The organism is Xanthobacteraceae bacterium (assembly GCA_019454205.1).
Lineage (GTDB): Bacteria > Pseudomonadota > Alphaproteobacteria > Rhizobiales > Xanthobacteraceae.
Map to the genome: position 1 here is coordinate 3,038,535 of CP075369.1, position 19,280 is coordinate 3,057,814.

The 19,280-nt window shown below is 64.6% G+C and carries 19 protein-coding genes; all 19 read right to left on the reverse strand.

From position 1 onward, the window contains the following. Positions 1-126: 126 nt before the first annotated feature. Complete coding sequence (gene truB, locus KF794_15410) at positions 127-1,200, reverse strand: tRNA pseudouridine(55) synthase TruB (GenBank protein QYK46738.1); 1,074 nt, start codon at positions 1,198-1,200, stop codon at positions 127-129. A 294-nt stretch (positions 1,201-1,494) separates the two neighbouring features. Beyond that, entirely contained in the window at positions 1,495-4,053 is a 2,559-nt protein-coding gene (infB, locus tag KF794_15415) for a translation initiation factor IF-2 (protein QYK45104.1), read from the reverse strand. After that, positions 4,050-4,748, reverse strand: a complete 699-nt coding sequence (locus KF794_15420) for an RNA-binding protein (protein ID QYK45105.1) — start codon at positions 4,746-4,748, stop codon at positions 4,050-4,052. The genes infB and KF794_15420 overlap by 4 nt, the downstream gene beginning before the upstream one ends. A 21-nt stretch (positions 4,749-4,769) precedes the next feature. Beyond that, positions 4,770-6,377, reverse strand: a complete 1,608-nt coding sequence (gene nusA, locus KF794_15425; protein QYK45106.1) for a transcription termination/antitermination protein NusA — start codon at positions 6,375-6,377, stop codon at positions 4,770-4,772. Positions 6,378-6,391: 14 nt separating this feature from the next. Then, positions 6,392-7,012 (reverse strand): ribosome maturation factor RimP, encoded by a 621-nt coding sequence (gene rimP / locus KF794_15430; protein QYK45107.1) that lies wholly within the window; start codon positions 7,010-7,012, stop codon positions 6,392-6,394. 153 nt (positions 7,013-7,165) lie between these two features. Then, positions 7,166-7,870 carry a tRNA (guanine(46)-N(7))-methyltransferase TrmB gene (locus KF794_15435; protein QYK46739.1) on the reverse strand — a complete coding sequence of 235 codons (705 nt, stop codon included), beginning with the start codon at positions 7,868-7,870 and terminating at the stop codon, positions 7,166-7,168. After that, positions 7,867-9,087, reverse strand: coding sequence for a methionine adenosyltransferase (gene metK, locus KF794_15440; protein ID QYK45108.1), 1,221 nt, complete (start codon positions 9,085-9,087; stop codon positions 7,867-7,869). The genes KF794_15435 and metK overlap by 4 nt, the downstream gene beginning before the upstream one ends. A 145-nt stretch (positions 9,088-9,232) precedes the next feature. Continuing rightward, positions 9,233-9,652, reverse strand: a complete 420-nt coding sequence (locus tag KF794_15445; GenBank protein QYK45109.1) for a helix-turn-helix transcriptional regulator — start codon at positions 9,650-9,652, stop codon at positions 9,233-9,235. A gap of 88 nt (positions 9,653-9,740) precedes the next feature. Then, on the reverse strand, positions 9,741-11,345 hold the full coding sequence (lnt, locus tag KF794_15450) for an apolipoprotein N-acyltransferase (GenBank protein QYK45110.1): 1,605 nt from the start codon (positions 11,343-11,345) through the stop codon (positions 9,741-9,743). A 10-nt stretch (positions 11,346-11,355) separates the two neighbouring features. Then, positions 11,356-12,432, reverse strand: coding sequence for an HlyC/CorC family transporter (locus tag KF794_15455; protein ID QYK45111.1), 1,077 nt, complete (start codon positions 12,430-12,432; stop codon positions 11,356-11,358). Next, on the reverse strand, positions 12,429-12,911 hold the full coding sequence (gene ybeY / locus KF794_15460) for an rRNA maturation RNase YbeY (protein QYK45112.1): 483 nt from the start codon (positions 12,909-12,911) through the stop codon (positions 12,429-12,431). The genes KF794_15455 and ybeY overlap by 4 nt, the downstream gene beginning before the upstream one ends. Next, positions 12,908-13,942 carry a PhoH family protein gene (locus KF794_15465; GenBank protein QYK45113.1) on the reverse strand — a complete coding sequence of 345 codons (1,035 nt, stop codon included), beginning with the start codon at positions 13,940-13,942 and terminating at the stop codon, positions 12,908-12,910. The genes ybeY and KF794_15465 overlap by 4 nt, the downstream gene beginning before the upstream one ends. 1 nt (position 13,943) lies before the next feature. Next, positions 13,944-15,350 (reverse strand): tRNA (N6-isopentenyl adenosine(37)-C2)-methylthiotransferase MiaB, encoded by a 1,407-nt coding sequence (miaB, locus tag KF794_15470; protein ID QYK45114.1) that lies wholly within the window; start codon positions 15,348-15,350, stop codon positions 13,944-13,946. Positions 15,351-15,443: 93 nt separating this feature from the next. Next, a complete protein-coding gene (locus tag KF794_15475; GenBank protein QYK45115.1) occupies positions 15,444-16,265 on the reverse strand; it encodes a 1-acyl-sn-glycerol-3-phosphate acyltransferase in 822 nt (273 codons plus the stop codon). A gap of 8 nt (positions 16,266-16,273) precedes the next feature. After that, positions 16,274-16,654 carry a transcriptional repressor gene (locus KF794_15480; GenBank protein QYK46740.1) on the reverse strand — a complete coding sequence of 127 codons (381 nt, stop codon included), beginning with the start codon at positions 16,652-16,654 and terminating at the stop codon, positions 16,274-16,276. 136 nt (positions 16,655-16,790) lie between these two features. Next, on the reverse strand, positions 16,791-17,285 hold the full coding sequence (locus KF794_15485) for a GNAT family N-acetyltransferase (GenBank protein QYK45116.1): 495 nt from the start codon (positions 17,283-17,285) through the stop codon (positions 16,791-16,793). Next, entirely contained in the window at positions 17,282-17,968 is a 687-nt protein-coding gene (gene tsaB, locus KF794_15490) for a tRNA (adenosine(37)-N6)-threonylcarbamoyltransferase complex dimerization subunit type 1 TsaB (protein ID QYK45117.1), read from the reverse strand. Before tsaB ends, KF794_15485 begins: the two co-directional genes overlap by 4 nt. A 76-nt stretch (positions 17,969-18,044) precedes the next feature. Then, positions 18,045-18,605 carry a NifU family protein gene (locus KF794_15495; GenBank protein QYK45118.1) on the reverse strand — a complete coding sequence of 187 codons (561 nt, stop codon included), beginning with the start codon at positions 18,603-18,605 and terminating at the stop codon, positions 18,045-18,047. An 89-nt stretch (positions 18,606-18,694) separates the two neighbouring features. Further along, positions 18,695-19,192: a universal stress protein gene (locus tag KF794_15500; GenBank protein ID QYK45119.1), complete on the reverse strand. Its 498-nt coding sequence runs from the start codon at positions 19,190-19,192 to the stop codon at positions 18,695-18,697. Positions 19,193-19,280 lie beyond the last annotated feature (88 nt).

The following is a 19,280-nucleotide window of genomic DNA, read 5'->3' on the forward strand; positions in this document are numbered from 1 at the left end:
CCCATCCGGGATGTCGTCCAGCAGGGGTCGCGTTGAGGCCGGGCCTGCGCCCGACGCGCGCTGTTATAGCCAAAAGCCCCGCGAAGGCGAGGAAAAAGCGCCGATCCCCCGGTCAGGGCTAAGTCCTTATCGGGGAAGGTTAAAAATGCGCCGGGGATGGAGCTGCCCGGCTTCCATTTCGGCCAGTGCCACAAGATTACCCGAAACCGAAACCGCGACCGCGCCCTCGAACACCGGGGCATCCCGGCCGCGCAGGAACACGCTCTGGCCCTGCGCCAGCCGCTGCGCGTCCGGCTCCGAAACCTTCACGGCGGGCAGCGAGCGCAGGCCGTCCGCGACCGGCTGGAGCAGCGCATGGAGCGAGGCTTCGCTCTCGCTGGCCTGTTCCAGTTGCACCAGATTGACGGTCGCGCTCTCCGGAAAATCCCCGACCAGCGTGCGGCGAAGCACGCCGACATGCCCGAAGCAGCCGAGCTTGCGGCCGATGTCGCGCGCGAGCGAGCGAACGTAGGTGCCCTTGCCGCATTCGACTTCGAATTCGGCGTGGTCCGCGTCGGGCATCGAGACGAGCCGGAAAGAGTCGATCTCGATTTCGCGCGGCGCGAGTTCGACGCTCTCGCCGCCACGCGCAAGATCGTAGGCGCGGGCGCCATCCACCTTGAGCGCGGAAAACTGCGGCGGCGTTTGCAGGATCGTGCCGGTGAAGGAGGGCAGGAGTGCTTCGATCGCTTCCTGCGATGGTCGCGCTTCGGCGCGCGCGGTTTCTTTTCCTTCCGCGTCGTCGGTATCGGTCTCGATGCCGAAGCGCACCGTGAAGCGATAGATCTTCCGGCCGTCCTGCACGAAGGGAACGGTTTTCGTTGCCTCGCCGAGCGCCACCGGCAATACGCCGCTCGCCAGCGGGTCGAGCGTGCCCGCGTGTCCGGCCTTCTCCGCCTTGAAGATGCGGCGCACGGCGGCGACCGCCGTGGTCGAGGTCATGCCGAGCGGCTTATCGAGGACGACCCAGCCGTTGACCTTGCGCTTCTCGCGGCGATGTTGGCTCACTCGTCGTCCTCGCGCTTCAGATCGCGCTGCACTTCGGGCTGCTTGAGCAGCTTGTCGATCTGTTCGGCGCGGTCGAAGCGCTCGTCGATGCGGAAATGAAGATCGGGCGCGAACTTGGCCTGAATCTTCTTCGCGATCACGCCGCGCATGTATTTCTTGTTGCGGTTGAGCGCATCCAGCACCGCGCGCCCGTCCTTGCCGCCGAGCGGCATCACGTAGGCGGTCGCGTGGCGAAGGTCTGGCGTCATCGCGACTTCGGGAATGGTGATGACGTGCGTCTCCAGCACGGGGTCGTGCACGTCGCCGCGCGAGAACATTTCCGCGAGCGCATGGCGCACGAGTTCGCCCATGCGAAGCATGCGTTGCGAGGGGATTTTTTCGTTGTTTCTGGTCATCAAATAAAAACGCCCGCCCGGAATCGGACCGGAGCGGGCGCCTTAAGCTGGTTTAGAGCGCGCGCGCGATCGACTCGACGCGATAGCACTCGATCACGTCGCCCTTGCGCATGTCTTGGTAGCCTTCGAACGACATGCCGCATTCCTGGCCGGCGACCACGGAGTTCACGTCGTCCTTGAAGCGCTTGAGCGTCGCGAGCTTGCCTTCGTGGATCACGACCTTGTCGCGGATCAGGCGAACGTTCGCACCGCGCTCGACGCGGCCGTCGGTGACGCGGCAGCCCGCGATCTTGCCGACCTTGGAAACCGCGAACACTTCGAGCACTTCGGCGTTGCCGAGCATGGTCTCGCGCAGCTCCGGCGCGAGCAGGCCCGACATCGCGGCTTTCACGTCGTCCACGAGATCGTAGATGATGTTGTAGTAGCGGATTTCGATGCCCGCGCGTTCGGCTGCTGCCGCCGCTTCCTTGTGCGCACGCACGTTGAAGCCGATGATCGCGGCGTTCGACGAGGCGGCGAGGGTCACGTCGGATTCGGTGATGCCGCCGACGCCGGTGAGCAGCACGCGCGCCTTCACTTCGTCGGTGCCGAGCTTTTCCAGCGCGCCGCTGATCGCTTCGACCGAACCCTGCGCGTCACCCTTGATGACCAGCGGGAATTCGGCGGCGCCAGAAGTCTTGAGCTGGCTCATCATCTGTTCGAGCGAGCCGCGCACCGTCGACGACTTCGCCGCGGCCTTGTCGCGGCGCTCGTTGCGACGGTAATCCGCGATTTCGCGCGCACGCGCTTCCGATTCCACGGCCGCGAGGCGGTCGCCCGCTTCCGGCGTGCCGTTGAAGCCGAGAATTTCGACCGGCGTCGAGGGGCCGGCACTCTTCAGTGGCGCACCCTTGTCGGAAACGAGCGCGCGCACGCGGCCCCATTCCGCACCGGCAAGGATGATGTCGCCGACTTTCAGCGTGCCGCGCTGGACCAGCACGGTCGCGACCGTGCCGCGGCCCTTGTCGAGCTTCGCTTCGATCACGGTGCCTTCGGCCGGACGGTCCGGGTTGGCCTTGAGTTCGAGAATTTCGGCCTGCAACCCGACCACTTCGAGCAGCTTGTCGAGATTGGTCTTCTTCGTCGCGGAGACTTCGACGTCGAGCACGTCGCCGCCCATCGATTCCACCTGCACTTCGTGCTGGAGGAGTTCGGTGCGAACGCGCTCCGCCTTGGCGTCGGGTTTGTCGATCTTGTTGATCGCGACGATCATCGGGACCTTGGCCGCTTTCGCGTGCTGGATCGCTTCGATGGTCTGCGGCTTCACGCCGTCATCGGCGGCGACCACGAGAATGACGATATCCGTCACCTTCGCGCCGCGCGCGCGCATCGCGGTGAATGCGGCGTGGCCCGGCGTGTCGATGAAGGTGATCTTCGCGCCGGAGGGCGCCTGCACCTGATAGGCGCCGATATGCTGCGTGATGCCGCCGGCTTCGCCCGCGACCACGTTGGTCTGGCGGATCGCGTCGAGCAGCGAGGTCTTGCCGTGATCGACGTGACCCATAATGGTCACGACCGGCGGGCGCGACTTCAGGCTGTCTTCCGCGTCGGGCGCATCGAACAGGCCTTCCACGACGTCCGAAGCGGCGACGCGCTTCACCGTGTGACCCATTTCTTCGGCGATCAGTTGCGCGGTATCGGCGTCGATCAGGTCGGTGACCAGTTTCATCTGGCCCTGCTTCATCAGCAGCTTCACGACATCGACCGAGCGCTCGGCCATGCGGCCCGCAAGTTCCTGGATCGTGATGGTTTCCGGGATGATGATTTCGCGCGAGAATTTTTCTTTCGGCTCGTCGCGGTGGCCGGTGATGCGCTGCGTGCGGCGGCGGAACGCAGCGGTCGAGCGCTGGCGTTCTTCGTCGGTGGAGAGCGCGTTGGTGAGCGTGAGGCGGCCGCGCTGGCGCGCTTCGCCGCCGGTGCGCATGGGGCGCGGCGGGGTCGGCGCCTTCGCGCCGGGACGGCGCGGGCGGTTTTCTTCTTCTTCGTCGGGAACGATGGTGCGGCCGGCACCCGTAGCCGGACGAGCTGCCGTGCTGTCGTCGCCGAAGCGCTTGCGTGCTTCCTGTTCGGCTTTCTTCTTGGTTTCTTCGTCGTGCAGGCGGCGCGAATCTTCTTCTTTCTTGCGTGCTTCCGCGGCTTCGCGTTCGACCTTCTCGACTGCTTCGCGCTCGGCGCGGCGCTTGGCTTCCTCGACCGCGTCGCGGCGTTCCTGTTCTTCGCGGACGCGCGCGTCTTTCAGCGCCTTGCCGCGCGCATCGCGTTCTTCGTCGGTCAGCGTACGCAGCACGACGCCGGATTTCGCGGAGGAGGAATCCTGCGTGGCGGCGGGACGCGGCGCGGGAGCGGCAGCCGGTTTCGGCGCGGGCTTCGGCGGCGCGACTTCTACTTTGGCTTCCTTGCTTACGCCTGCGGAGCCGGGCGTGCGGCGCTTCACCGTCTCGACGACGACCGTCTTCGTGCGTCCGTGGCTGAAGCTCTGCCGCACGGTTCCGGCTTCCGAGCGCTTCAGGGAGAGCGTCGGTTTCGCAGGCGTGCGCGGTTTCTTCTCGCCAGGGTCTTTGGTGTCGGTCATTCGTGTTCCAGATTCGTTTCGGACTTGCCGGACGCGGAAACGGCGCCGGCGGAATTGTCGCCACGCCAGCGCTCAAGTCTCAGGCTGCGTTCGAGAAAACCGCCGCTCACCGGGCTCGCGAGCAGGGCTGCATGTACCACATTTGCCCGGCCCAAGGCCAAGTCCAATTGCTGGCCTGCAAATAGGGTGAAACGGGCGGCTTTTACACCCCCCTCGGCCTCCAGACGCTTCAAAAGGCCGTCGAGTTTGCGCTTGCCGTCGCGCGCCGCTTCGGCCGCGTGATAGAGCGCCGCGATCTTGGCGGCGAGAATTGCCGCTTCGACCTTGGTATTGCCGGTGACGATCAGGCCCGCCTTGTTCGCGAGCGAGAGCGCATCGAGTGCGGAACGCTCCAGCAGCGAATCGACGAGCGCCACCAGATTGCTGCCGGCCTTGCCCTTGCCGCGGAAGGCGCGGGCGAAGGCGTTCTGCTTGATCGCCTTCTCCAGCGCCGCGCGCGTGGCAGTCACCCACGCGCCGCGGCCGGGAAGGTTGCGCGAAAGATCCGGCACGACCGAACCATCGGGCGCGACGACAAAGCGCAGCATGTCGTCGAGCGGCGTCACTTCACGCGTGACGAGACACGTCCGTGCCGGTTCGCGCCGCGAAGCGGCGGGACCGGCGTCGGTATCGTTGTCCTCGATGTGCGCGAGCATCCGCTCTCCTTCGGGTCCGTCTTAGGCCTGCGCTTCTTCTTCCGTCTCGGCAGGTTCGGCTTCCGGCGCTGCGAGCGCCGATTCGTCGATCCAGCCGGCCTTCACGCGGGCCTGCATGATCATCGCTTCCGCGCCGTCGCGGTCGAGGTCGAAGCCTTCGAGATAACCGGCGTGACGCTGCGTCTCGCCGTCCTTGCGTTCGGTCCAGCCGATCAGGTCGTCGGTGGCGCAGCCGGCGAGGTCCTCGACCGACTTCACATCGTTCTCGCCGAGCGCGACCATCATCCGGGTGGTGACGCCGGGCACTTCGCGCATCGCGTCTTCCACGCCCAGGGATTTCCGCTTGTCGTCGAGTTCCTTCTCGATGCGGTCGAGATAATCCTTGGCGCGGCTCTGGAGTTCGTTCGCGGTATCCTCGTCGAAGCCCTCGATGGATGCCAGTTCGTCGATCGGCACGAAGGCGAGGTCCTCCACCGTCGCGAAGCCTTCCGAGGAAAGCAACTGCGCGACGGTCTCGTCCACGTCGAGGCTGTCCATGAACATCTTGGAGCGTTCCGCGAATTCCTTCTGTCGGCGCTCGCTTTCTTCCGCTTCGGTGAGGATGTCGATGTCCCAGCCGGTAAGTTGCGAGGCGAGGCGCACGTTCTGGCCGCGGCGGCCGATCGCGAGCGAAAGCTGCGCGTCCGGCACCACGACTTCGATGCGCTCGCGCACTTCGTCGAGCACGACCTTCACGACTTCCGCCGGTGCCAGCGCGTTGACCACGAAGGTCGCGACGTCATGCGACCACGGGATGATGTCGATCTTCTCGCCTGCGAGTTCGTTCACCACCGCCTGCACGCGCGAGCCGCGCATGCCGACGCAGGCACCGACCGGATCGACGGAGGAGTCGCGGGAAACCACTGCGATCTTCGCGCGCGAACCCGGATCACGGGCCACCGCCTTGATCTCGATGATGCCGTCGTAGATTTCCGGCACCTCCTGCGTGAACAGCTTCGCCATGAACTGCGGATGCGTGCGCGAGAGGAAAATCTGCGGGCCACGCGGTTCGCGGCGCACGTCGTAGACATAGGCGCGGACGCGGTCGCCGTTGCGGAAGGTTTCGCGCGGCAGCAGTTCGTCGCGGCGGATGACGGCTTCGCCGCGACCCAGATCGAGCACGGCGTTGCCGTATTCGACGCGCTTCACCACGCCGTTCACGATCTCGCCGATGCGGTCCTTGTATTCCGAATACTGGCGGTCGCGTTCGGCCTCGCGCACTTTCTGCACGATGACCTGCTTCGCCGACTGCGCGGCGATGCGGCCGTATTCGAGCGGCGGCAGCGTGTCGGCAATGGTGTCGCCGACCTGCGCCGCCGGGTTGTGACGGCGCGCGTCTTCCAGCGTCATTTCGGTCGCGGAGTTCTCGACCTTCTCGACCACGAGCATGTGGCGCGAGAGACGAAGCTCGCCGGTCTTCGCGTTGATCTCGGCATGCACGTCGGTTTCCGCGCCGTAGCGGGAGCGCGCGGCTTTCGCGATTGCGTCTTCCATCGCGGTAATCACGATGGTGCGGTCGATCGACTTTTCGCGCGCGACGGCGTCGGCGATCTGCAGGAGTTCGAGGCGGTTGGCGCTTACGACGGCCATGAGGGCGTTCTCCGTTAGCTGGCACGCCGCTGTTTGCGCGGCGCGTGTTTCTTGGGGTTGGGGGCGGACGTTTCGTCCGCGGTTTCGGATTGGGTCGCCTGCTTTTCGCGCCGGAGCGATTCCTCGATCAGCGCGTCGGTCAGCATCAGTTTGGCGTCGGCGATTTCGGCCATCGGCAGGAGCGCATCTTCCTTGCCTTCGGTGCTTTTCAGCTTCACCGCGCCGCCTTCAATGGCTTCGAGGATGCCGCGGAAGCGTTTGCGGCCCTCGACCATCATCGTCATTTCGATCTTCGCTTCGTGTCCCAATGCGCGCTCGATGTCGGAGCGGCGCACCAGCGGGCGGTCGATGCCGGGCGAGGAAACTTCGAGCCGGTATGCGCCCTGGATCGGGTCTTCCACGTCGAGGATCGGGGACAGCGCGCGGCTGGTCGCCTCGCAGTCGTCGATGGTGAACGAGCCGTCCGGCCGCTCGGCCATGACTTGCAACGTGCCGCCGTCGCGGCCCGTGACCTTCACGCGCACCAGCCGGTAGCCGAGCGTGCCGAGCGCAGGCTCGATCGCTGCGGCCACGCGCGCGGCGAGGCCGGTTTCCACGACAAGGCGCGGTTCGTTCTGGTCGGCTTCAATTTGCATTCGGCATCACGCGACCGGCAAGAAACGGGAAAAGGAGCGGGGGCCGGTCGGTCCCCACTCTCATAATCGACCCGTAGATCGTTCTGAGATGTTGTTGATTGGCCGGGAATATAGCGCCGATCCCCGGATTCGCAACCCTTTCGGGCGGCATCGTTAAAGCCGCCGGAACTCCAGATAGGCGGGGGTGCGGCCCTCGCGCAGCGCTTTTTGCTCGTAGCGGGTGCCGGGCCAGCCGGGCCAGGCGAGCCGCCAGTCGTCGGCCTTTTCGGCCAGCCAGTGAAAATCCGGCGAGCGGAGCAGGCGGACCAGCGTCCACTCGACATAGGTATCGATGTCGCTGGCGAAGCGAAGCATGCCGCCGGGTTTCAGCGTGCGCGCGAAGCGCGCGACGTTTTCGTCGGAGATGAAGCGGCGCTTCCAGTGGCGCTTTTTCGGCCATGGGTCCGCGTAAAGGATGTCGATGCGGTCGAGCGCGGCGTCCGGCAGCCAGTTCAGCAAATAGAGTGCGTCGCCCGGATGCAGGCGGATGTTCGGAATCTTTTCGTTCGCGAGCACGGCCAGCATCTTCGCCATGCCGTTGATGAACGGCTCGCAGCCGATGAAGCCGGTCTTCGGATGCGCGCGGGCTTCGTGCAGCAGATGTTCACCGCCGCCAAACCCGATTTCGAGTTGCAGTCTTTCAGGCGTGAACGGGAACAGCGCTGCGAGATCGCGTGGCGCGGCCTGCGTGATGTCGAGCGAAAGTTTGGGGAGCAGGTCTTCGTAAAGTTCGGCCTGCTGCTTGCGCAGCTTGTGCCCTTTGCGGCGGCCGAAAAAAGCGCCGCGCTGGTGCGCGGCGCTTTTCTCTTTGTCGATCAGAACGCTTTGCGGAGCTTGTCCGCCAGATCGGTTTTCTCCCACGAGAAACCGCCATCCTTGTCCGGCTGACGGCCGAAGTGACCGTAGGCGGCGGTGCGCGCATAGATCGGCTTGTTCAGCTTCAGATGCGTGCGGATGCCGCGCGGGGTCAGGCTCATCAGTTCCTGCAATACCTTCGCAATCTTCTCTTCGTCGGCTTTGCCGGTGCCGTCGGTGTTCACATACACCGACAACGGATGCGCGACGCCGATCGCGTAGGAAAGCTGGATCGTGCAGCGGTCAGCGAGACCGGCCGCCACGACGTTCTTCGCGAGATAGCGCGCGGCATAGGCAGCCGAGCGGTCGACCTTCGACGGGTCCTTGCCGGAGAACGCGCCGCCGCCATGCGGGGCCGCGCCGCCGTAAGTGTCGACGATGATCTTGCGGCCGGTGAGGCCGGAGTCGCCGTCCGGGCCGCCGATGACGAAGCGGCCGGTCGGGTTGACGTAAACCTGATCGAGCGGCGGCATCCAGCCTTCCGGCAGCACCTTCTTGATATAGGGCAGCACGAGCTGCTTGATGTCGCCGGATTCCAGGACCTTCTTGCCGTCTTTTTCCTTGTGCTGGGTCGAAACGACGACCGCGGTGCACTTCACCGGCTTGCCGTTCACATACTGCAGCGTGAACTGGCTCTTCGCGTCCGGCTCGAACAGCTTCTGCTTGCCGGAGTGGCGGTCGGCGGCCATCAGCTTCAGCACGTTGTGCGAATACTGGAGCGGCGCCGGCATCAGTTCGGGCGTCTCGTTGGTCGCGTAGCCAAACATGATGCCCTGGTCGCCCGCGCCTTCGTCTTTATTACCGGCGGCTTCGACGCCCTGCGCGATGTCGGCGGACTGGCCGTGCAGGTGGACCTGCACCTTCGCGTTCTTCCAGTGGAAGCCCTTCTGCGCATAGCCGATGTCTTTGACGGCCTTGCGCGCAAGTTTCTCGGCGAGCGCTTTATTGACCTTGCCGGTCTTGCTCATGATCTCGCTCGGACCGGCCGCTTTCTTCGACATGCGGACTTCGCCGGCGAGCACGATCAGGTTCGTGGTGACCAGCGTTTCGCACGCCACCTTCGCCATCGGGTCGGCTTTGAAAAACTGATCGACGATCTCGTCGGAGATGCGGTCGCACACCTTGTCAGGGTGGCCTTCGGATACGGATTCGCTCGTGAAAATGTAGTTCTTGAGGGACACCGGAAAACTCCTGATCGTCGGTGTGAAATCGGTTGAAAATACAGATTGCCCTGTATTTCGCGGCAAGCGTTCTCGCAGCGAAGCCAAGCATGGTCAAGGTGTGGGCAAAGCCGGCGCGGCCCGGCAAGAATACGCAGGAAAAAGCCTAGCCGCCGCCTCCGGCTTCACCCGTGATGGCCATGGCCTCGACGAGATCGACGATGCGCCTGCGAAGCTTCGGGTCGCTGACTTTCATGAAGGCCCTGGCAAGCGCGAGACCTTCTGCGGTCGCCATGAAGTCGGAGACGTAAGCGGGATTTCCGCTCTCGCCGAATCCGGCGGCGAGCGTTTCACTGCCCGGCGCGCCTTCATAGAAGAAAGCGACGGGCACGCCGAGAATGCTCGAAATCTGGTGCAGGCGGCTCGCACCGATGCGATTCGTGCCCTTCTCGTATTTCTGGACTTGCTGAAAAGTAATGCCAAGACGCTCGCCGAGCTTCTCCTGACTCATGGAGACCATCATGCGCCGCATGCGTACGCGGCTGCCGACATGACGGTCGATCGGGTTCGGCGATTTTTTTGTCATTTACCTTCCGTAGAAATTAGAACCGCACCTGCCATCTTTGTATACAAGGAAGCGGCTCAACTCCCAAGCATTTGTAACGACGCGGAATTCACGACTTGCCCCGCAGCTTTTGCCGCCGTGCGGTCAGCGCGGCGATAACGAAGATGGCAGCCAATAGCAAGGCAAGACCGTCCCGGTGCCGAGCGTAAAAAGTAGCCTCCAGCGCGGTGGGAAGCGGCCCGTCGATTACGCCCTCGATACCGAGCGGTAAGCTCGTCACGATCCGTCCGAGCGGGTCGATGATCGCGGAGATACCGTTGTTGGCGGCGCGAACCAGCGGCAATCCTTCCTCGATCGCGCGCACGCGCGCCTGCGCGAAATGCTGGTACGGACCCGGAGAGATTCCAAACCACGCGTCGTTCGTTACGTTCAAAATCCAGCGCGGCCGCGGACCTTCGGGCAGCACATATCCGGGATAGATCGCTTCATAGCAGATGAGCGGCGCCGCGGCCGGCAATCCCGCGACATGTAGCGGACGTCGGCGCGTGCCTGCATCGAAGCCGCCGCGCACGCGCGTCAGCTGTTGCAGGCCGATGCTCTCCAGCAAGTTCTGGAAGGGCAGAAATTCACCGAACGGAACAAGATAAAGTTTGTCGTAGCTTGCGACGATCGCGCCGAGATCGTTCAGCACACGGATGCTGTTATAGACCCGCGTTTTTGTTTGCCCCGGCAGCGGCGCTTCCGCGCGGATCGCGCCGGTGATCAGCACCTTTCCGGGCGGCAGCAAATCGGCAATCTGCTTCAGCGCTTCCGGATCGCGGTCGAGCAGGAACGGAAATGCCGACTCCGGCCAGATCAGGTGCGTGATGTCCTGCACGCCCTGCCGCTCCGGCGCAGTCGCGCGGTCGCTGAGCGAGAGGTATTTCCTCATGATGTGCGGCTTCGCATCGGGCCGCCACTTCGCATCCTGCGGAATGTTCGGCTGCATCAGGCGCAGCCGCACGCCGGCAACTTCCGCGACCTTTGTGTTCGAGAGCCGGTGCCAGCCGAAGGCGCCGAGCGACACCAGCACCAGCGCCGCCAGCGCAACCGGAAGCCAGCGGTGCTTTTTCTCCGCGCCGCTGTCGGCGAGTGCTGCCGGACTTCCGAAGGCCGCGAGCGCGATCAGCGTCAGCCCCCACAATCCGAACAGCGAAGCGCTCTGCGCGAGATAGGGCGTCGAGGTCAGCGCATAGCCGAAGCCGTTCCATGGAAAGCCGGTCAGGATCGTGCCGCGCAGCCATTCCGAAATCGAAAGGCCGAACGCGAATGCAAGAATACGAAACGGCGTTGCCGACCACAGCAGCCGCGCCAGCATCGCGCCGAAGCCGGTGAAGATCGCAAGGCCGACCGGCAAACCGATCACTGCGAGGGGTAGTAGCCACGCAAATTTTTCGGCCTCTACCAGAAACGCGAATCCGATCCAGTAGAGGCCGGCGAGAAAATAGCCGAAGCCGAACCACCATCCGCTCGCGAATGCCGCGCGCAATCCTTTGCGGCCTGCTCCGGCACCGTCGAGCAGCCAGACGAAAACTGGCAGTGTAAGGGCCAATATCGGAAACAGATCGAACGGCGCCATCGCAAGCGCCGAGAGGACGCCTGCGAGAAGCGCGATCAGCCGGCGCTTCCAGCCCCAGGCCAGAACCACATGATTCGCGAGACCGGCGAGCGTCATGCTTCGCGGGTTAACCGCTGGCGCCGCCCTTGTCCATGTCGGTTTGCGTTATCTTCTCGGCTTCCGTGTTCTGCACAGCGGCCGCTTCCGCCGAAGCCTTCGCCTTGCGCTTGCGCTCGCGTTTGGGCGGGTCTGGCGGGCGGCGGAAGATGCGTACGCGCTTCACGCGGCGCGGATCGGCATCGATGATTTCGAAATCGTATTCGCCGGGACCGCGCAGGATTTCGCCGCGCACCGGCACTCTGGCTGCGAGCGTAACGAGCAGGCCGCCGAGCGTGTCGACTTCGTCTGCGGAAGCGCCCGCATCGAAGCCGTTGCCGATCGTCTCGGTGGTTTCGGTCAGCGTGGCGCGAGCATCGGCCAGGAAGCTGCCGTCGCCGAGCGCGACGATCCGGCTTTCCTGATCGTCATGTTCGTCCTCGATGTCGCCGACGATTTCTTCGACAATGTCTTCCATCGAGACGAGGCCGTCGGTGCCACCGTATTCGTCGATCACAAGCGCCAGATGAATTCTTGTCGCCTGCATCTTCACCAGCAGATCGACCACGGGCATCGACGGCGGCACATAAAGAATGCGGCGGATGATTTTGGTATCCACGAGGGGCTGTTTCAGGTCGACCGAGCGCGGATCGATCTTCGGCGCGCGCCGTGCCGTGCTGGTGCGCTTGCCGCTTTGCGACGCGGTTGCGCGCGCGGTGAGGAAACCGACGAGGTCGCGGATGTGGACCATTCCGACCGGATCGTCGAGCGTCTCGCCGTAGACGACGAGGCGCGAATGTCCTGCCTTGGCGAAGGTGCCGAGCAATTGCCCGATCGGGATGTCGTTCTTCACCGCGACCATTTCCGCGCGCGCGATCATCACGTCGGCAACACGCCGCTCGCGAAGCGCCAGCACGTTCTGGAGCATGGTTTGTTCGGCGGGCGTGAATTCGGTTTCGGTCTGCGGGCTGGGCGTTTCCGCAAGCACTTCTTCGAGGTCGTCGCGGATGGATTTGCGCCGGCCGAAGCGGCCGAGAATTCGCTCGCGCCACGAGGACTTCGGTCCGTCGCCGTTGCCCGGCGGCTGGTTATGCGAAGCATCGCTCATGCGAGCCTCGCTTCCGTTCCCTCGTAGGGGTCGGGAATGCCGAGTGTGGACAGGATCGAGCGTTCCTTCGCTTCCATCGTCTCCGCATCGTTGTCGTTCATGTGATCGAAGCCGAGGAGGTGCAGCACGCCATGCACGACGAGGTGCGCGGCGTGGTTGAGGAACGGCTTGCTTTCTTCCGCCGCCTCGCGGGCCACGGTGCCATAGGCCAGCACCACGTCGCCGAGCAGGCGCGGCGCGCCCGGCGCATTGATCTGCGCCGCGGGAAACGAAAGCACGTTGGTCGGTTTGTCGATGCCGCGGTGATGCTTGTTGAGTTCGCGGATGTGGTCGTCGTCGGAGAGTACGATGGACACTTCGCCGTCATTCGTGCCGACCGATTCGATCGCGGTGACGGCGGCACGCCGCACGAGGGTTTCCAGTCCCTCGATACTGTCCCACTCCTCGGCTTCCGCCGCGATGTCGATGGAGATGCTCACTTCTTGTCCTGTCTCTTGTTCTGTTCGGCGCCGTCATAAGCCGCGACGATGCGTGAGACGAGTTCGTGACGAACCACATCGCTCGCGGAGAAGCGCACCTGCGCGATGTCTTCCACGGTTGCGAGGAGTTCGGTCGCCTCCACCAGTCCGGAGCGCTGCCCCGGCGGCAGGTCGATCTGCGACGGGTCGCCTGTCACGATCATGCGCGAGTTCTCGCCGAGCCGGGTCAGAAACATCTTCATCTGCATCGGCGTGGTGTTCTGCGCTTCGTCGAGGATGATCGCGGCGTTGGCCAGCGTACGGCCGCGCATGAAGGCGAGCGGCGCGATTTCGATTTCGCCCGATTGCAGCGCGCGCTCCACCAGCCCGCGGTCCATCAGGTCGTACAGCGCGTCGTACATCGGGCGCAGGTAGGGATCGACTTTCTCGCGCATGTCGCCGGGCAGGAAGCCGAGCCGCTCACCGGCTTCGACCGCGGGGCGCGAAAGCACGATGCGGTCCACCTCGCGGCGCTCGTAGAGATGCACCGCATGCGCGACCGCGAGCCAGGTCTTGCCGGTACCGGCGGGGCCGATGCCGAAGACCAGCGTGCGCCGCTTCATCGCGCGGATATAGGCGTCCTGCATCGGCGTGCGCGCGCGCACCGCGCGCTTGCGCAGGCGGATGTCGTCGAAGCCCGCCTTCTCGGATGCGGGGTCGAGGTCGAACAGCGAGGTCTGGGTCTGCACCGCGCGGATCGCGCCTTCGACGTCGCCGGTCGTCACGTCGCGGCCCGCTTTCAACTCTTCGTATAAACCTTCCAGCGTTTGGCGCGCCTGCTCGCAGGCTTCCCGCGCGCCGTCGATGGAAACGTGGTTGCCGCGCTGGTCGATGGTGACGCCGAGCTTGCGCTCGATGAGCGCAAGGTTCTCGCCGTAACGGCCGAACAGTGCGCTGGCTAAACGATTGCTGTCGAACGCGACCAGCACGCTCGGAGCTGCTTCGCTGTCGCGCGCCCACGGTGCGCGCTTGCCGGCTTCCGGTTGCCGCAACTTACAGGCCTCCTGCGAGAACGAGATCGGGCGCAGCAAAAGCAGCGGCTGGCGCTTCGCGTTCCGCGAGTTCGCCGATCAACGTATAGGTTTCGAGTTCGCGCGTTTGCACGCGTGCGACTGTGCCGATCTTGGATGACGGTGCCATCACCGCGACCGGTTGCAGGTACGCCGAGCGGCCGACGATCTGGCCGGGATGGCGGCCCGGCTTCTCGAACAGCACGTCGAGTTCGCGGCCCACGCAGGCGCGGTTGAAATCGTGCTGTTGTTCCTCGATCAGTTCCTGCAAGCGATAGAGCCGTTCTGTTTTCACGCCCTCCGTGACCTGCTCGTCCATTTCGGACGCGGGCGTGCCGGGGCGCGGGCTGTATTTGAAGGTGAAGGCTTGCGCGAAGCCGACCTCGCGCACGAGCGCGAGCGTCGCCTCGAAATCCTCATTCGTTTCGCCGGGAAACCCGACGATGAAATCCGACGAGAACGCCATGTCCGGCCGCGCGCGGCGCACACGCGCGATGATGTCGAGATATTCGCGGGTGTCGTGCTTGCGGTTCATCGCCGCCAATACGCGGTCCGAACCGGACTGTACGGGCAGGTGCAGGAACGGCATCAGCTTTTCGATGTCGTGGTGCGCGGCGAGCAACGAGTCGTCCATGTCGGCAGGGTGGCTGGTCGTGTAGCGGATGCGCTTCAGTTCCGGCATCTCGGCCAGCTTTTCCACGAGGCGCGCCAATGTCCAGTCGCGTCCGTCGAGGCCGCGTCCGTGATAGGCGTTCACGTTCTGCCCGATCAGCGTGATTTCGCGCACGCCGTGTGCGATCAGCGTTTCGGTTTCCGCGATGATTTTCTCCGCGCTGCGCGAAGTCTCCGCGCCGCGGGTGTAAGGGACGACGCAGAAGGTGCAGAACTTGTCGCAACCTTCCTGTACGGTGACGAAAGCGGAGATGCCGCGTGTCCTGGTGACGGCGGGCTTCGGCGCGGCAAGTTGCTCGAATTTATCCTCAACCGCGAATTCGGTATCGACCACCGTCTCGCCGGTGCGCGCGCGTGCGACCAGCGAAGGGATGCGGTGAATGTTCTGCGGACCGACCACGAGGTCGACCAGCGGCGCGCGCCGCACGATTTCCTCGCCTTCGGCCTGCGCGACGCAGCCGGCGACTGCGACCATGAGATCGCGGCCCTGTTCGCGCGCGGCTTCTTTCATGCGCCGCACCCGGCCCAGCTCGGAATAGACCTTCTCCACCGCCTTCTCGCGGATATGGCAGGTATTGAGGATGATGAGGTCGGCGTCCTCTGCGGATGTGGTTTCCGCGTAACCCTCGTGCGCCAGCGTATCCGCCATACGCCTCGCATCGTAGACGTTCATCTGGCAGCCGAAAGACTTGATGTGAACCTTGCGCACCTGACTCATTTTTCCGCGCGAAACCGCCGATCCAAAAGGCGGAATCCCGCTCTGGTTGCGGGACGGCGCAGTTCACCCGTTGCTGGCATGATCCAAGAAGTCTTAGCGGGTTTCGCCGTCTGAGGGAACGGCTTCGACGTGGGGCGATTCCGGACGTCCTGCCAAGGAGTTAGCGGTTAGCTGGCGGACGATGTTCTCAACCCGGCGGTTGAGCATCTTCCGGTCATCGGTATGTGAAACCTCTAGTACTGGGCCGAAGCGGACTTCGACGTCGATCGCCCCCTCGCGTACCACGCGCATCAGATGCGGAATAAGATCCATGTCGCCGAACCATGCCGCGACCTCGCGGTGCTGGCGGCCCATCGGAATGCCGTGAAAGCGGCAATAGGCGATGGATACGGGTTGCAGATAGCTACGGCCCGCCTGCTCCATGGCATCGCGCAGGCTGCCCAGCAGCGCCGAACGGAACGGCAGCACGCGGTTGCCGTCGCTGGACGTGCCTTCGCCAAACAGGACGATCGGATCGCCGTCCGCGAGATGTGCCGCCATCGCGCGGTTCACGTCGCCGGTGGCGTGGCGGCGCGAGCGGTCGACGAAGATCGAGCGCTGCATCCGCGCCATGGTGCCGAACACCGGCCATTTCGCGATCTCGCTTTTCGCAACGAAGGAAAGCGGCGCGACCGAGCCGAGCACGACGATGTCGAGCCATGAGTTATGATTGGACACGAACAGGAGCGGCCGCTCGGCTTTTGCCGGATCGCCATTCACCTTCACGCGCACGTCGAGCACGCGTAGCGCGAAACGGTGAAACCAGACCGGGATGTAGTGCATCGCGCGCAGCCGCAGCTTCAGCGCGACCCATTGTGCCGGCAGTACGACGGCAATCACGCTTCCCAGAACGGCGATACGGAACGCAGCGCGCATGAGCCGGTCTAGCCGGAGCCTTCCCGCAGCTTCACGGCATAGAGTTCGAGCCGGTGGCCGACCAGTTTGAAGCCGTGACGGCGCGCGATTTCTTCCTGCAAGCGCTCGATTTCCTCGGAGCGGAATTCGATCACGGCGCCGCTGTTCACGTCGATCAGGTGATCGTGGTGCTCGTCCGGCATCTGTTCGTAGCGCGAGCGGCCTTCGCGAAAATCATGGCGCTCGATGATGCCGGCATCCTCGAACAGCTTCACGGTGCGGTAGACCGTTGAAATCGAAATCTTGTCGTCGATCGCGGACGCGCGGCGGTAAAGCTCCTCGACGTCGGGATGGTCCTGCGCTTCGCCGAGTACGCGCGCGATCACACGGCGCTGCTCGGTCATGCGCATGCCCTTGGCCGCGCAGGCCGCCTCGATTGCCGAGAGTTTCTTGTCGCTGTTCACGATATTCTGGCTCGCTCCGTTTGATGCGGATTTTACGACGCGGGTATTGCGCCGTCCATATTCCCGCACCGCCGCGGCGGTTTCATGCCGCGAGATCGCGGCGCAGAATCAGCGCGGAAGCGTTGCCTTCCGGCTTGCGGTAATAACCCTGGCGGCGTCCGACCTCGCGAAACCCGGCCCGGCCGTAAAGTTTCAGCGCCGCCGCGTTGCCTTCGTCCACTTCCAGAAACACATGCGTCACGCCGTATGCGGCGAGCCGCGAGAGATGCTTGTTCAGCAACGTGGTCGCCGTGCCGCGGCCGCGCTCGCCGGGCGCCAGCGCGACCAGCAGGATTTCCGCTTCCCCTTCCGTGCGATGCGACAGCACGAAGCCGACCACCGCGCCGCGTCCGCCGTCGAGCCGCGCGACATGGGCAAGCGCCGTCCGCTCCGAAAGCAGCCGTTCGAACTCGGCCTCGGTCCAGCCGTGGCGAAAGGAAATCCGGTGCAGCGCTGCGAGTGCGCTCGCGTCCGCGGGCCGCGCATCGACGATGGCCGGTTGCGCGCGGCGGAACAGCTGCGTGATGGCGCCGATCATTGCCGTTCGATTCGGTGCAAGTCCTGCGGCGTCACGTCCGGCGCGCGCAGGTAGAGCGGCTTCGCCGGCGAACGCACTGCGTCCGCTTCTGCGGCGAGGCGCGCGACCCATTCCACGTTCGGCGCGGCGCGCGTATCGACGGAAATCGGAAGATGCGGCGCGTTGCGCGGCCAGCGCTCGCTGAGCAGTTGCGCGCCGGGACCGACGAGACGGACCGGTCCGCCCACGATGACTTGCGTGGCGTCTTCCAGCGAGGCGTGGCGCGGGCTGAGCAGCACGCGATTGCCTGCGCCGACCATGTGAAAATAAATGTTGCCGTGCCGCGCATCGATCGCGGCGACCGCGGGCACGTTGCCGTTCTCCGCGATCAGCGGCGCGGTGAACGCAGCGAGCGTGGTGATGCCGAGCACAGGCTTGGATGCCGCGAAGCCGATGGCGCGCGCGGCCGAGATGCCTACACGCAGCCCCGTGTAGCTGCCGGGACCGACCGTGGTCGCGATGCGATCGAGCGCTTCGTATTCGAGCTGTGCCGCCTTCATCACGTCGCTGATGGTGGGGATCAGCGCTTCCGCGTGACCGCGGCGCATGTCGTGGGACAGCATCGCCAGCACGCGGTTCTCGGCCGAATCGTAAACCGCCGCCGAACAGGCATCGAGTGCGGTATCGATGGCTAGAATTTTCATGGAGGCGCGGGGTCCGGAAAACGGCTCGCGTCGGTCTTAAATGAAACGGGCCGCCGGATAAAGGCGGCCCGTATCGTCACATCGGACGGACTTCCTGCACGTCGGGCACGAAATGCCGGAGCAGGTTTTCGATGCCGTTTTTCAGCGTCGCGGTCGAGGACGGGCAGCCGGCGCAGGCGCCCTTCATGTTCAGGAACACGACCCCGTCCTTGTAGCCGCGGAAAGTGATGTCGCCGCCGTCGTTCGCCACCGCCGGGCGCACGCGCGTCTCGATCAGCTCCTTGATGGTCGCGACCGTACCCGCGTCGCCGGCATCGAAGAACTCGTCCTCGCTGCCGGAGGAGGCCGTGACGCCTTCGCTCAGCATCGGTTCGCCGGAGAGGTAGTGCTCCATGATCGCGCCGAGGATCGAGGGCTTCAGGTGCTGCCACTCGCCGTCGCGTTTCGTGACCGTGATGAAATCCTGCGCGAAAAACACGCCCGAAACTTCCGGTATCGCGAACAGCCGGGCCGCGAGCGGAGAGCGGGCGGCGTCTTCTGCCGAGAGCAGTTCGAGCGTGCCTTCGGACAGCACGGCTTTGCCCGGCAGGAACTTAAGGGTCGCAGGATTCGGGGTGGTTTCTGTCTGGATGAACATGGCTTCCGGCGCTCCGGGACGCGAATGGCGGTTTCTCAACCATATGTAAGGTGCCCGGACGTGAAGCGAAAGGGCGGGCCAGAAAAGCCTTATGCCAGCGCGTCCAGCTCTTCGTCGGTGAGCTGGCCCGGCACGATGGTGATGGGAATGGTGAAACTGGCGGAACGGCTGCCCGCGAGGGAGGATACCAGTGGCCCCGGACCCTCGTTGCTGGTGCCGGCGGCGAGCACGAGGATGCCGATGTCCGGGTCTTCCTCGATCAGCTTATGAATTTCGTCGGCGACGTTCCCCTCGCGCAGCACGCGCTCCGCGTCGATACCTGCGACATGGCGCGCACGTGCGGCATAATGGTCGAGCCGCTGGTTGGCTTCGTCGGTCGCTTCCGCGCGCATCAGTTCGCCGACGCCGAGCCATTGCTGGTTGGCGTCGCGCAGCGTCGCGACCGCCAGCATTACCAGCCGTCCCCCCGTGCGTACCGCGCGGCGGCTCGCGTAATACACCGCGCGGTCGCATTCCGCGGTCTCGTCGATGATGACGAGAAATTTGCGATGATGTCCGGACTCGAAACTTTTTCGCGTGCGGGGCATGGACGATTCCGGTGTGATTTCGTTAGCCGCGCAACCCTGCCACGCGACGGAGTCAGCGCCAAGTAGAGAACAGGTCTAACGAAAATGA